The organism is Azonexus hydrophilus, assembly GCF_905120355.1.
In the GTDB taxonomy this organism is placed as follows: domain Bacteria; phylum Pseudomonadota; class Gammaproteobacteria; order Burkholderiales; family Rhodocyclaceae; genus Azonexus.
Genome location: NZ_CAJHOB010000004.1, coordinates 22799 through 36435, shown reverse-complemented (window position 1 = coordinate 36435; position 13637 = coordinate 22799). Strand labels below are relative to the sequence as shown.

Annotated in this window: 13 protein-coding genes and 3 tRNA genes; 13 read left to right on the top strand and 3 right to left on the bottom strand. The window is 58.6% G+C overall.

Annotated elements, in window-relative coordinates:
* Positions 1-293 precede the first annotated feature (293 nt).
* Positions 294-494 (bottom strand): SlyX family protein, encoded by a 201-nt coding sequence (locus JYJ39_RS03990; protein ID WP_205202239.1) that lies wholly within the window; start codon positions 492-494, stop codon positions 294-296.
* 221 nt (positions 495-715) lie between these two features.
* On the opposite strand from JYJ39_RS03990, the gene JYJ39_RS03985 reads away from it, so the two are divergent.
* The 10 genes from JYJ39_RS03985 (at position 716) to JYJ39_RS03940 (ending at position 8414) form a co-directional block, all read left to right on the top strand.
* Positions 716-792: transfer RNA gene (locus tag JYJ39_RS03985), tRNA-Val, on the top strand.
* A 155-nt stretch (positions 793-947) separates the two neighbouring features.
* Positions 948-2864, top strand: coding sequence for a threonine--tRNA ligase (gene thrS / locus JYJ39_RS03980; RefSeq protein ID WP_205202238.1), 1917 nt, complete (start codon positions 948-950; stop codon positions 2862-2864).
* 8 nt (positions 2865-2872) lie between these two features.
* The gene (infC, locus tag JYJ39_RS03975) at positions 2873-3418 is read left to right on the top strand and encodes a translation initiation factor IF-3 (protein WP_430622463.1); all 546 of its coding nucleotides are present in this window, start codon (positions 2873-2875) and stop codon (positions 3416-3418) included.
* A gap of 83 nt (positions 3419-3501) precedes the next feature.
* A complete protein-coding gene (rpmI, locus tag JYJ39_RS03970) occupies positions 3502-3699 on the top strand; it encodes a 50S ribosomal protein L35 (RefSeq protein WP_205202237.1) in 198 nt (65 codons plus the stop codon).
* Between the two features lie 11 nt (positions 3700-3710).
* Entirely contained in the window at positions 3711-4070 is a 360-nt protein-coding gene (gene rplT / locus JYJ39_RS03965; protein WP_205202236.1) for a 50S ribosomal protein L20, read from the top strand.
* A gap of 70 nt (positions 4071-4140) precedes the next feature.
* A complete protein-coding gene (pheS, locus tag JYJ39_RS03960) occupies positions 4141-5187 on the top strand; it encodes a phenylalanine--tRNA ligase subunit alpha (protein ID WP_205202235.1) in 1047 nt (348 codons plus the stop codon).
* Positions 5188-5229: 42 nt separating this feature from the next.
* Positions 5230-7617 (top strand): phenylalanine--tRNA ligase subunit beta, encoded by a 2388-nt coding sequence (pheT, locus tag JYJ39_RS03955; protein WP_205202233.1) that lies wholly within the window; start codon positions 5230-5232, stop codon positions 7615-7617.
* Positions 7618-7634: 17 nt separating this feature from the next.
* The gene (locus tag JYJ39_RS03950; RefSeq protein ID WP_205202231.1) at positions 7635-7937 is read left to right on the top strand and encodes an integration host factor subunit alpha; all 303 of its coding nucleotides are present in this window, start codon (positions 7635-7637) and stop codon (positions 7935-7937) included.
* Positions 7903-8304 carry a MerR family transcriptional regulator gene (locus JYJ39_RS03945; RefSeq protein ID WP_430622461.1) on the top strand — a complete coding sequence of 134 codons (402 nt, stop codon included), beginning with the start codon at positions 7903-7905 and terminating at the stop codon, positions 8302-8304. Before JYJ39_RS03950 ends, JYJ39_RS03945 begins: the two co-directional genes overlap by 35 nt.
* Before the next feature lie 33 nt (positions 8305-8337).
* Positions 8338-8414: transfer RNA gene (locus JYJ39_RS03940), tRNA-Pro, on the top strand.
* A gap of 199 nt (positions 8415-8613) precedes the next feature.
* Here JYJ39_RS03940 and JYJ39_RS03935 read toward each other — a convergent pair.
* A tRNA-Pro gene (locus JYJ39_RS03935) sits at positions 8614-8690 on the bottom strand.
* Positions 8691-8877: 187 nt separating this feature from the next.
* Here JYJ39_RS03935 and dksA point away from each other — a divergent pair.
* The gene (gene dksA / locus JYJ39_RS03930; protein ID WP_205202229.1) at positions 8878-9303 is read left to right on the top strand and encodes an RNA polymerase-binding protein DksA; all 426 of its coding nucleotides are present in this window, start codon (positions 8878-8880) and stop codon (positions 9301-9303) included.
* 68 nt (positions 9304-9371) lie between these two features.
* On the opposite strand, the gene JYJ39_RS03925 is transcribed toward dksA, so the two are convergent.
* Positions 9372-11438 (bottom strand): diguanylate cyclase domain-containing protein, encoded by a 2067-nt coding sequence (locus JYJ39_RS03925; protein ID WP_205202227.1) that lies wholly within the window; start codon positions 11436-11438, stop codon positions 9372-9374.
* 135 nt (positions 11439-11573) lie between these two features.
* Here JYJ39_RS03925 and hrcA point away from each other — a divergent pair, with 135 nt between their 5' ends.
* On the top strand, positions 11574-12599 hold the full coding sequence (gene hrcA, locus JYJ39_RS03920) for a heat-inducible transcriptional repressor HrcA (RefSeq protein WP_205202222.1): 1026 nt from the start codon (positions 11574-11576) through the stop codon (positions 12597-12599).
* 5 nt (positions 12600-12604) lie between these two features.
* Entirely contained in the window at positions 12605-13633 is a 1029-nt protein-coding gene (gene hemH / locus JYJ39_RS03915; protein WP_205202220.1) for a ferrochelatase, read from the top strand.
* The last annotated feature ends 4 nt before the right edge of the window (positions 13634-13637 follow it).

Genomic DNA, 13637 nt, shown 5'->3' with positions numbered 1-13637 from the left:
CGGCGACAGTGAAAATTGGTAAGACCAGAAGATCTGGTAAGACCGCGAAATTCTAGGGAAGCTTTTCACTCAAGGCAAGATGATTTTCGAAATTCTGCCGCAACGCGCCATCAGCAAAAGCAGGGTTGTCAAATATCTTATTGTTTTTCAGTGATTTATTTAACCATCCCCTGAACCCAAGGAGATTGCCTGGCTCGCAAGCTCACCGCCTCCGCCGCGTTCAGCCCCTCATCAGCCGCGATTTTTCTGGTCTGACCATTTACCCAAAGAGGCGCAATACCCCCATTCAGCACTCAATAATGCGGCGGAATTTCGTCACGCAGACTACGCCACTCACCGGGCTGCCCCTGCTCGGCACGACTCTGCAATTGCCGCAATTCGCCCACCAGCCACTCAATTTGGCGCTGCTGCTGATACACCAGCTTATTCAGGGCGTCGATCTGCTCCTCGGCAAAGCTGATCTTGATTTCCAGGTTGGTCAGACGTTTTTCCATGAGATTTCTTCTTGATAACAGGTGGCGGGCGCTTCCGGTGGCGCTCGTATAATAACGGCAAGGTCGCGCCGATCAGGGTCAGCGCGCACAACCCGAAAACATACCAGCCCATATGTAATCGCACAGGTAAATGAGAGACCACCATCTTACTGTGCGGCAAATTTTTTTGCCGAAAACCTTGACAGCAACAAAGATCTCTCTAAAATGCGCGCTTCTTCTGCAGGCGGTTAGCTCAGTTGGTTAGAGCGCCACGTTGACATCGTGGAGGTCGTTGGTTCGATTCCAATACCGCCTACCAAATTCCTGATGGAGCCAAATTGAACACTTTCCGAACTTGCACTGCAGTTCAGAAACTCTGATTCGAGTCGGCTTCGTTCATCCAAAAAAAGTGCGGCTCAGACCGCACTTTTTTTTCGCCCGGAATTCCACCAAGATCGCCCAGAGGTCGTTGCCATGCCCGATATCAAACTCCCTGACGGCTCCGTCCGCAGTTTCCCCCAGCCGGTGACCATCGCTGAAGTCGCAGCCAGCATCGGCGCCGGCCTGGCGCGAGCCGCCCTGGCTGGCAAGGTCAATGGCAAGCTGGTCGACACCTCATACTGCATCGAAGAAGACACCGATCTCGCCATCGTCACCGACAAGGATGCCGACGGACTGGAAATCATCCGCCACTCCACCGCGCACTTGCTCGCCTACGCCGTCAAGGAGTTGTTCCCGGAGGCGCAGGTCACCATCGGCCCGGTCATCGACAACGGTTTTTACTACGACTTCGCCTACAAACGCCCATTTACCCCGGAAGACCTGGCCGCCATCGAGAAACGCATGGCCGAACTGGCAAAAAAGGACATTCCCGTTGCCCGCGAAGTCTGGGGTCGCGACGCAGCCGTCAAGTTCTTCCTCGACATGGGTGAGAAATACAAGGCTGAATTGATCGAGGCCATTCCCGCCGACCAGCAGGTTTCGCTGTACCGTGAAGGTGATTTCATCGACCTATGTCGCGGCCCACACGTACCCTCAACCAGCAAACTCAAGATCTTCAAACTAATGAAGGTGGCCGGCGCCTACTGGCGCGGCGACCACCGTAACGAACAGTTACAGCGTATTTACGGTACCGCCTGGGCCAAGAAGGAAGATCTCGACGCCTACCTCCACATGCTGGAAGAAGCCGAAAAGCGCGACCACCGCCGCCTGGGCAAGCAGTTCGACCTATTCCACATGCAGGACGAAGCACCCGGACTGGTCTTCTGGCACCCCAAGGGTTGGGCGGTATGGCAGGAAATCGAGGGCTACATGCGCCGCGTCTATCGCGACAATGGCTATCAGGAAATCCGCTGCCCGCAAATTCTCGACAAAAGCCTGTGGGAGAAATCCGGCCACTGGGAGCACTACAAGGACAACATGTTCACGACAGCGTCGGAAAACCGCGACTACGCGGTCAAGCCGATGAACTGCCCAGGACACGTCCAGGTCTTCAACTCCGACCTGCGCTCCTACCGCGAACTACCGCTACGCTACGGCGAATTCGGCTCCTGCCACCGCAACGAACCTACCGGCGCCCTGCACGGCCTGATGCGCGTACGCGGCTTCGTGCAGGACGACGGCCACATTTTCTGCACCGAAGATCAGATCGAATCCGAAGTCACCGCCTTCAATGCCCTGGTAAAAAAGGTTTACGCCGATTTCGGCTTTACTGAAGTCGCGGTCAAGCTGGCCCTGCGCCCGGAAGGCCGCGTCGGCTCGGATGAAATCTGGGACAAGGCCGAGAATGCATTACGTGCCGGCCTGCGCGCCTCCGGCCTGGAATGGGAGGAACTGCCCGGCGAAGGCGCTTTCTATGGCCCGAAAATCGAATTCCACATCAAGGATGCCATCGGCCGTTCTTGGCAATGCGGCACCATGCAGGTCGACTTTTCCATGCCCGGTCGTCTGGGGGCGGAATACGTAGCCGGCAACGATGAGCGCAAAGTTCCAGTCATGCTGCATCGTGCCATTCTGGGCTCGCTCGAACGCTTCATCGGCATCCTGATCGAAAACTTCTCCGGCGCACTCCCCCTCTGGCTGGCACCAGTGCAGGCGGTGGTGCTCAACATCTCGGAAAAACAGGCTGATTACGCTGCAGATGTGGCGCAAAAGCTGCACCAGGCTGGCTTCAGGGCCGAAGCGGATTTGCGCAACGAGAAAATTACCTATAAAATCCGCGAACATAGCTTGAACCGGCTGCCTTATCAGCTCGTTGTGGGCGATAAAGAAAAGGCGGACGGACTGGTTGCCGTGCGTACACGCGGAGGTCAGGATCTCGGTCAGATGACGGTCGAGGCGCTGATCGAGCGGCTTCAAGAGGAAGTCGCTTCGCGCAGTGGCACGGCTTAATTTATTGAATTTTCGGGGGTTTTACCATAGCTCAGAACAAGGCCCATCGTATCAACGATGAGATAACAGTCGCGGAGATTCGTCTCCAGGGTTTGGACGGGGAACAGCTAGGCATCGTCAATCTGCGCCAGGCGCTGCAGATGGCCGAAGAGGCGGGTGTCGATCTGGTTGAAATCGCCCCTACAGCGAAGCCACCGGTATGCCGGATCATGGATTACGGCAAGTTCAAATACCAGGAGCAGAAGCGCGCCCACGAAGCCAAGCTGAAGCAGAAACAGGTGCAGGTGAAGGAAGTCAAACTGCGCCCGGGTACCGACGAAAACGATTACCAGATCAAGCTGCGCAACATGACGCGCTTCCTGGAAGAAGGCGACAAGGTCAAGGTTACCCTGCGCTTCCGTGGTCGTGAAATGGCCCACCAGGAATTCGGCATGCGCCAGCTGGAACGGATCAAAGCAGATCTCGAGGCCGTGGGCCAAGTCGAGCAGATGCCAAAGATGGAAGGACGGCAGATGATCATGATCATCGCCCCGGCCAAGAAAGTAAGTAAGTAGTTCGTTGTTTTTATAAGTGCTTTCGGGTAAAGCAAGCGTTTTCGTCGAAAACCACCTGACGGCATGCCATTAAGGAGCATTAAATGCCCAAGATGAAGACCAAGAGCGGCGCCAAGAAGCGCTTCTCGGTTCGCGCTGGCGGTACCGTCAAGCGCGGCCAAGCCTTCAAGCGTCACATCCTGACCAAGAAGACCACCAAGAACAAGCGTCAGCTGCGTGGTGCAGTTGCCGTTCATGAGCGTGACGTCGCCGCCGTGCGCGCCATGTTGCCCTACGCTTAAGGAGATCACACATGTCCCGAGTTAAACGTGGTGTAACCGCTCGCGCCCGTCACAAGAAAGTTCTCGCCCAGGCCAAGGGGTATCGCGGTCGCCGCAAGAACGTCTATCGCGTCGCCAAACAGGCGGTGATGAAGGCTGGCCAGTATCAATACCGTGACCGCCGTCAGCGCAAGCGTCAGTTCCGTTCGCTGTGGATCGTCCGTATCAATGCTGCCGCCCGCGAACTGGGCATGAAGTACAGCACCCTGATGAACGGCCTGAAGAAAGCCAACATCGAAGTCGACCGCAAAGTTCTTGCCGATCTGGCCGTCTTTGACCAGCCGGCTTTCGCTGCCCTGGCCGCCCAAGCCAAGGCCAAGCTCGGCGCCTAAGCACTGGCTCAAGTGATAAAAGGAGGCGCAAGCCTCCTTTTTTGTTTTTTCATCTCACCCTGGATTTCTCATGGACCACCTTGAACAAATCGTCAATGAGGCACGTGCTGCCTTTGCGGGAATTTCTGACCCCGACGCGCTGGAGCAGGCAAAAGCCCGCTTTCTTGGCAAAAATGGCCAGATCAGCGAATTGCTCAAGAACCTGGGAAAGCTGCCGCCGGAAGAAAAGAAAACCGCTGGCGCGGCAATCAACCAGGCCAAACAGGCCGTTGAAGAAGCCCTCAACAGCCGCCGCGAAGCCATTCGCGAAGCTGCTCTGGCGGCCCGTCTGGCAGAAGAAGCGCTCGACGTCACCCTGCCCGGCCGGAGTGAATTACGTGGCGGACTGCATCCGGTCACGCGCACCCTGGAACGCATCGAATCCCTGTTCGCCTCGATTGGCTTCACCGCCGCCGACGGCCCGGAAATCGAAGAGGATTTCTTCAATTTCACCGCCCTGAACACCCCGGAAGACCATCCGGCACGTTCGATGCACGACACTTTTTACCTCAACAACCCGGACGGTTCGCTGGCGGAAAAAGTATTACTGCGCACCCACACCAGCCCGATTCAGGCCCGCTACATGCAGGCGCACGTTGCCAAATATGGCCAACTCGAGCGCATGCCCGAAATCCGCATCATCGCCCCAGGCCGTGTCTATCGCGTCGACTCCGATGCCACGCACTCGCCGATGTTCCATCAGGTCGAAGGTCTGTGGGTGGGCGAGAACGTTTCTTTCGCTGACCTCAAGGGCGTCATCGCCGATTTTCTCAAGCGCTTTTTCGAAACGGACGACCTCAACGTGCGTTTCCGCCCCTCTTTTTTCCCCTTCACCGAACCTTCCGCTGAAATCGACGTCGCTTTCATGAGCGGCGCACTGAAGGGGCGCTGGCTGGAAATTGCCGGCTGCGGCATGGTGCATCCGAACGTGCTGCGCCACGCCGGCATCGACCCGGAGAAGTACACCGGCTTTGCCTTCGGTTTTGGTCCCGATCGCCTGACCATGCTGCGCTATGGCGTTAACGACCTACGCCTCTTCTTCGAGGGCGACTTGCGCTTCCTGCGCCAATTTGCCTGATCGCCTCATAGTCCCTACCGCTCGTTTTTCCGTGAGACTGCCATGAAATTCTCTGAATCCTGGTTGCGTAGCTTCGTCAATCCTGCACTGAGCAGCGCCGAACTTTCCCATAGCCTGACCATGGCTGGCCTCGAAGTCGAAGACATGACCCCGGTCGCACCGGCATTCACCAGCGTGATCGTGGCGCAAGTACTGTCCGTCAGCAAACACCCCGATGCCGACCGCCTCAACGTCTGCCAGGTTGACATCGGTAGCGGCACACCCCAGCAGATTGTATGCGGTGCACCCAATGTCGCCGCCGGCCTGAAAGTGCCATGCGCTTTGCCGGGAGCAAAGTTGCCGGGGGATTTCAAGATCAAGATCGCCAAAGTGCGCGGCATTGAATCGTCCGGCATGCTCTGCTCGGCCAAGGAGCTGGGTATTACCGAAGAAGCCTCTGGTCTGCTGACCCTCCCAGCAGATGCGCCTGTCGGCACCGACATCCGCAACTACCTTGCGCTCGATGACACCATTTTTGAGATCAAGCTCACCCCTAACCGGGCCGACTGCCTGTCGCTCCAGGGTATTGCCCGTGAAGTCGGCGCCATCACTGGCGCCACGGTCAGCCTACCGGCAATCACGCCGGTTGCCGCACAGATCGACGAAGTTCGTGCGCTCGCACTGAAGGCAGGTGACGCCTGCCCGCTCTACTGCGGCCGTAGCATCAAGGATGTCAATGCCCGTGCCGCAACCCCTGAGTGGATGCGCCGCCATCTTGAACGCAGCGGCCTGCGTTCGATTTCAGCCCTGGTCGACATCACCAACTACGTCATGCTGGAGCTGGGACAACCCCTGCACGCCTTCGACGACAGCAAACTGGCGGGCGCCGTACAGGTGCGTATGGCCGAGGAAGGCGAGCGCCTGCGACTGCTCAATGGTCAGGAAATCACCCTGGCTTCCGACATGCTGCTGATCGCCGACGAGCAAAAACCACTCGCTCTAGCCGGCATCATGGGCGGCGAAGAGAGTGCAGTCACGCTCGATACCCGCCACCTGTTTCTGGAATCCGCTTTCTTTGCTCCCTCCGTCATCGCCGGCCGGGCGCGCCGCTTCGGCTTCAGTTCCGATGCCTCGCACCGTTTTGAACGCGGCGTCGACTTCGGCATCACGCAAACGGCCATGGAGCGCGCCACACAATTCATCCTCGAAATTTGTGGTGGCAGCGCCGGTCCCGTGCAGATTGCCCAAGGCACACTGCCTGCCCGTCCCCCCGTCCGCCTGCGTACGGCCCGTGCAGCCAAGGTGCTGGGATTGCCGCTCGACAGTGCAAAAGTAGCAGGCATTCTGCGCGGCCTAGCGCTTGAATTCACGCAGGATGGCGAGACATTCATGGTCACTCCGCCTTCCTGGCGCTTCGACATGGAAATCGAAGAAGACTTGATCGAGGAAATCGCCCGCCTGATCGGTTACGACAACATCCCGGCCGTCGCCCCGCAGGCCGCGCTGCAGATGCTGCCCCAACCAGAACAGGAACGCCCGACAGCACGCATCCGGCAATTCATGGCCGACCGGGGCTATCAGGAAGTCATCAATTTCGCTTTCGTCGATACCGCATGGGAAGCTGATTTCGCTGGCAAAACCGGAGACAACGAACTGATCCGGCTCGCCAACCCCATTGCCAGCCAGATGGCCGTCATGCGTTCGAGCCTCTTTGGTGGCCTGGTCGACAACCTCGTCACCAACATCAAACGCCAGCAGAACCGTGTCCGCCTGTTCGAGTTGGGGCGTGTGTTTGCCCGTAGCGACGACCACAATCAAGCCGTGGCCGGTTACAGCCAACCCTGGCATCTGGCTGGCCTGGCCTTTGGCCAGGCACTCCCGGAAACCTGGAGCAGCGGCAAGCGCAGCGTTGATTTCTATGACCTCAAGGGTGATCTGGAGGCTCTATTTCCCTCCTGCAGCCTGCGTTTCGAGAAAGCCAGCCACCCGGCCCTGCATCCCGGCCGTTCAGCGCACATCCTGTTCCAAGGTAATCCAGTCGGCCTCCTGGGGGAACTGCACCCGAAGTGGGTGCAAAAATACGACCTGCCTGCCGCTCCCGTCCTGTTCGAGATCGATTTCTCGGTACTGAAAGCGCAAGCGGTACCCGCATTTGCCGAGTTTTCAAAATTCCCGGCAGTCACCCGCGACCTCGCCGTCATCGTCGACCAGGAAGTGCACTGGCAAGCCATTATTGACGGCCTGCAAACCACCCTTCCCAGGCTGGTTACGGGTATTCACCTGTTCGACGTCTACACCGGCAAAGGCATCCCGGAAAACAAGAAAAGCCTTGCTTTACGGGTAGTTATGCAAGATACTCAACGCACTTTGCTAGATTCCGAAGTCGATGCTGCATTGCAAAATATCGCTTCTGAACTGGAAAATAAATTTGCCGCTCAACTGCGGGCCTGAAGAAAGATTCAAGAAGAATGACCCTGACCAAAGCCGAGCTCGCCGACCTCCTGTTCGAGAAAGTGGGCCTCAACAAACGTGAGGCAAAGGACATGGTGGAGGCTTTTTTCGATGAAATCCGTGACGCACTCGAAATGGGTGACAGCGTCAAGCTTTCCGGCTTCGGTAATTTCCAGCTGCGCGATAAACCGCAGCGTCCTGGACGCAACCCGAAAACCGGCGAAGAAATCCCCATCACCGCACGCCGGGTCGTCACTTTCCACGCCAGCCAGAAACTGAAGTCCGATGTCGAACTCTCATTTGATGGACACCCTGCCTAAATCCAAAGGCAGCGAGGATCTGCCGCCCATCCCCGCCAAACGCTATTTCACCATCGGTGAAGTGAGCGAGTTGTGCGGTGTCAAGCCCCACGTGCTGCGTTACTGGGAACAGGAGTTCAACCAGCTCAAGCCGGTCAAGCGCCGCGGCAACCGACGCTATTACCAGCATCACGAAGTCCTGCTCGTGCGCCGCATCCGTGAACTTCTTTACAACGAAGGGTTCACCATCCACGGTGCGCGCAACCGCCTGGACGAGATCGCCTCAGAACCCAGCGCCGCAACACCCGCTGCCAGCGGCAGTACGAACGCCGAAAAGCTTGACCTCCGCACCGAATTACAGGAAATCATTCAGCTTCTCACTGTTTGATTTTGCCGATTTACGCTATAATCTTTGGCTTGTCGGGGCGTAGCGCAGCCTGGTAGCGCACTTGCATGGGGTGCAAGGGGTCGCGAGTTCGAATCCCGCCGCCCCGACCAATAGAAACAAAGACTTAGGGCCACCTTCGGGTGGCCCTAAGTCTTTGTATTTTCTCTTTAGCAGAAATTGGAACTAGCCATGCCGCCACGGCCTCATCGCACGTAGAGGTCCTGCTAACTCCCTCTCGCTCCCAATGTTTGTAACACAGCCTGATACGGGAGCCAGAAAGTAAAAACGGGCCAAAAGGCCCGTGATGACTGGTCGGGGCGGTGGGATTCGAACTCACGACCCTCTGCTCCCAAAGCAGATGCGCTACCAGGCTGCGCTACGCCCCGACAAGAGCCGCGCATTGTACAGGGACGCAAACGGAAATACCAGCTCGATTTGCCTTTTCTTCATTCACGACGGAAATTACTGCGACCATCATGATGGCTACACCGCAGTGCACCATCGATCCCGCTTGCCACCCCCCTCTCTTTCTGATATCTATCCCCTTTTTTGGCAACTGGAAGCGCTCAACATATGGCAGAAGAATTGCTCCACAAACAGTTCGTTCCCTACGAACCCAAGGCGGGTGAGGCCTACATGAACAACAAACAGCTCACCCATTTCCGGAAAATTCTGGAGTCGCTGAAAAAGGATTTGAGCGAAGATATCGACCGCACCGTCCATACGATGCAGGACGAAGCCACCGTATTTGCCGACCCGAACGACCGCGCCAGCCAGGAAACCGACATGGCGATCGAACTGCGTAACCGTGACCGCGAACGCAAGCTGATCAAGAAGATCGATGAAACCCTGACCCGTATTGCTGATGACGACTACGGTTACTGCGACAAATGCGGAGTCGAGATTGGCATCAAACGTCTGGAAGCACGCCCTACTGCCACCTTGTGCATCGACTGCAAGACACTGGACGAGTTGAAAGAAAAGCAGATGGCCAAGTAAGCGGCCCGGCCCCAGATGTGAAAAAGCCACCCTGACGGTGGCTTTTTCACATCTGGGGCAAAGATTTTTCATGCGTCATTCGCCGCAAAACGGTAGCTGCCTTTGCCTTCGGCCTTGACCGCATACATCGCCGCATCGGCCGCACGCATCAGGGCGTCAGCCGTGGCAGCGTGCGTGGGGTAGAAGGCAATGCCGATGGAGCCGGAAACATGCGCGACCTCGCCATTGAGCAGGAAAGCTTGCCGCAGGGTACGGACTACGTTTTCGGCGACATGCCTGGCCCCGTCATGTCCCGAAACCTGCGACAGGATGATGGCAAATTCATCTCCTCCCAGGCGGGCCACCGTGTCGCTGTCACGGACACAAGCCAGCAGGCGCTGCGCCACTTCCTGCAACAACAGATCACCCGCCGCATGACCGTGGGTATCGTTCACCGCCTTGAAGCCATCCAGGTCGATGTAGAACAGGGCACACACCGCATCGTTTCTCTCTGCCTGGCCCAGGGCCTGGTTCAGTCGCTGAGCGAACAGGGTGCGATTAGGCAGCGCGGTGAGGCTGTCGTAATTCGCCTGCCGCCAGATGGTTTCTTCCTGTGCCTTATGCTCGCTGATATCTTCCATCAGCAAAACGAAGTGCGTGATCTCGCCACGATCGTTGCGGATGGGTGAAATGCGGGCCCGCGCCCAGAACAGCCGCCCCTGGCGCGTGCGATTCTGCCATTCACCTTCCCATGACTCACCGGCGCTGATCGTCGCCCACAAGCGTTCGTAGGTCTTCAGCGGCGTCGTTCCCGACTGCCAGACGCGTGGATTCTGGCCGAGCACATCTGCTGAGGAATAGCCCGTCATCTCGCTGAAGCGCGGATTGACGTATTCGATGCCCCCTTGCCGATCGGTAATCACCGCCGCGACAGGACTATGTTCGATCGCCCCGGAAAGCTTGCGCAAAGCCGCCTCCGCAGCCCGCCGCTGACTGATGTCACTGAACGTGATCACGGCGCCCAGCAGATAGCCATCGGCGTACAACGGCTGGGACCGGTACTCGACCGGAATGGCAGCGCCATCCACGCACCAGAAGACATCGCTATCATCATGCACCGCCTGGCCGCTATGCAGGGTACGGTAGAGCGCACAACTGTCTGCTGTATGCGGCCTGCCATCACTGTGACAGGAATGAATGGTGGCCGGCAGGTCCTTGCCCAGCAGGTGCTCCGGTTGCGCCCGCAACAAGCGTAGCGCTTCCGGATTGGCCAGGGTACAACGGCCACTGACATCCATGCCAAGAATGCCCTCGCCAGAAGATTCGATGAACAAGCGCAACTGGGCTTCCGCCTGCTGCCGCTCCAGTACCTGCTCGCGCAATTCGGCCGTACGCTCCACCACCAGTGATTCCGTCTGCTCCTTGGCGGTCTGCAACTCGAATATATGCCGGCGAAAACGCACCAACCCGAACAAGATCAAGGCCGTCACCAGCGCCCAGGTCATCAAGTGCATCAAGCCAATGCGCTGCAGTTGCAATGATTCCTGCGCGCGCAACGGTGGTGCCGAAAAGGAAACACTAAGGCCCCCACGAATATCGCCCAGCTGATACCCCTGGTGGCGATGACATTTAAGGCAAGGCGCTTCCACTTTCAGCGGCGCCATGAAGCGGAAGCGTTCGACACCCTCTTCGAAAACCGCTTCGAGTACATTCCCGCCACCCTGCTCGAATTTCCGCAGCTGCACCTTTTCCCAGGCATCCGCCTCGTTGTTCGGGTTGAGCGGTTTGAGGCTGGTCAGGTGCAGACCAAGATCGGTACGCTCCGCCACCACGCCAATCAACTGACGGGTCATGTAGGCCGGATTGACCATTGTCAGGCGGACGCCGCCAGGCGTGGTGATTTCCCGATCAGGCACCTGCAAATACGGACTGGGCGGCGTGTGTTCATTGATCGCCGCATAAACCCCGCCATGGCGTGCATTCCACAGCCGTGCCGTTTCCACCATCTTGAACACAAACTCGGCGCGGTCCGCAGCCAGCTGCACGATCTTGTGCTCGACCAAGGCCTGATTCCAGGACCAGGAAGCCAGAACCACCACCGTCCACACCAGAATCGGCAACGGCCAGTAACGATACCGCAACAAAACTCTTCGCATTTTTCTCTCCCTCCCCGGCAAACGGCCGCCAGGAGCGCTGTCGGGCACACCGTAGACGCATTGTAACAGCGCCCCTTACCGCCCACTGCCATTCTCCCGCGCGCCCCCGGGGTGCTTTTGGGTAGAATCCGGGACATGCTTGACGAACGCTCCCGCTCCCTGCTCAAAACCCTGGTGGAACACTATATTGCCGACGGTCAGCCGGTGGGTTCCCGCGCCCTGTCCAAATTTTCCCAGCTCGATCTGTCGCCGGCGACCATCCGCAACGTCATGGCCGACCTGGAAGAAGCCGGTTTCGTCGCCAGCCCGCACACCTCTGCCGGGCGCGTGCCGACGGCACGTGGTTACCGCCTCTTCGTCGACCGCCTGCTCACCGTCGAACCGCTTGCTGCCAGCCAGCGTGGAGCAATTGCAGACGCCCTGCAGGGCAGGCCGAACAAACAGATCATCGCTAGCGCCTCGCAGCTGTTATCCAGCCTGACCCACTTTGCCGGCGTCGTCATCGCGCCCCGCCGTAGCGGCCAGCGCATACGCCAGATCGAATTCGTCAGCCTGGCGGAAAAACGTCTGCTATTGATCATCGTCACCGCCGATGGCGATGTACAGAATCGCATCCTTGAAGTCGACCGCGCCTACACCCAGTCGGAGCTGGTCAGCGCTGGCAACTACCTCAACCAGAACTTTGCCGGCCTGGAATTCGAGCAGATCCAGCAACGGCTGGCCAGCGAAATCCAGCGCCTGCGCGACGATATCCGCCCGCTGATGGCCCTGACGCTGGAAGCCGGCAGCGCGGCACTGAACGAAAACGCCGCACCGTACGTCATCTCCGGCGAAAAAAACCTGCTTGATGTGGAAGAACTCTCCTCCAACATGAAGCGCCTGCGTGAATTGTTCGACCTGTTCGAACAACGCAGCAGCCTGATGCATCTGCTCAACATCTCCAGCCATGCCGAAGGCGTCAAAATATTCATCGGCCAGGAATCGGGCATCGCCAGCCTGGATGAATGCAGCGTCATCACCGCACCTTATTCAGTCGATGGCGAGATCGTCGGCTCCCTCGGGGTCATCGGCCCCACACGCATGGCCTACGAGCGCGTCATTCCCATCGTGGATATCACCGCCCGTCTGCTGTCATCAGCCCTCTCCCAGAAAAATCCCTGACCCCCATGCCCCGCTACCTCCCGGAATCCGCACCAGCGACACCTCAGAACACGCCTGCCATCGTCCTGGTCAATCTCGGCACGCCTGCGGCACCGACCGCCGCCGCACTGCGGCGCTACCTCGCCGAATTTCTCGGCGATCCACGCGTGGTCGAAATTCCCCGCCTGATCTGGTGGCCCATTCTGCACGGCATCATCCTCAACCTGCGGCCCAAGAAATCCGCTGCCAAATACGCCACCGTGTGGATGCCGGAAGGTTCCCCGCTCCGTGTCCATACGGAAAGGCAGACCAAGCTACTGCGCGGCCTTCTCGGTGAGCGTGGCCACCAGGTGCAGGTTACCTACGCCATGCGCTATGGCACGCCAGCACTACCCGCCGTGCTCAACGAACTGAAAGCCGCAGGACATCAACGCATCCTGATCCTGCCGCTCTACCCGCAGTACGCCGCCAGCACGACCGCCACCGTGGTGGATGTCGCCGCACGCTGGCTGCAGCGCACGCGCAATCAACCGGAAATGCGCTTCGTGCGCGACTACCACCGCGACGCCGCCTATCTCGATGCCCTAGCGGCGAGCGTACGCCGGCACTGGCAGCAAGTCGGCCCCCTCGGTGACAACGACCGCCTGTTGATGAGTTTTCATGGCTTGCCGGAACGCAGCCGCCAGTTGGGCGATCCGTACTACGACGAATGCCTGACCAGCGGCCAGGCGCTCGCCGAGCGCCTGGGCTTGCGTGCCGAGCAATACCAGATCTGCTTCCAGTCACGCTTCGGCAAGGCGCAGTGGCTGCAGCCCTATACCACAGCCACCCTGGAAAAATGGGCGCATGCCGGCATCGCGCGGGTTGACGTGATCTGCCCAGGCTTTGCCGCCGACTGCCTGGAAACCCTCGAAGAAATCGCCCTTGAAGGCCGCGATGATTTTCTTGCGGCCGGAGGCAAGAGCTACCACTACATCCCGGCGCTGAACGAAGACCCCGCCTGGATCGAAGCGCTGGCCCAACTTGCCGAACGCCATCTCGCGGGGTGGCTGTAAAAGC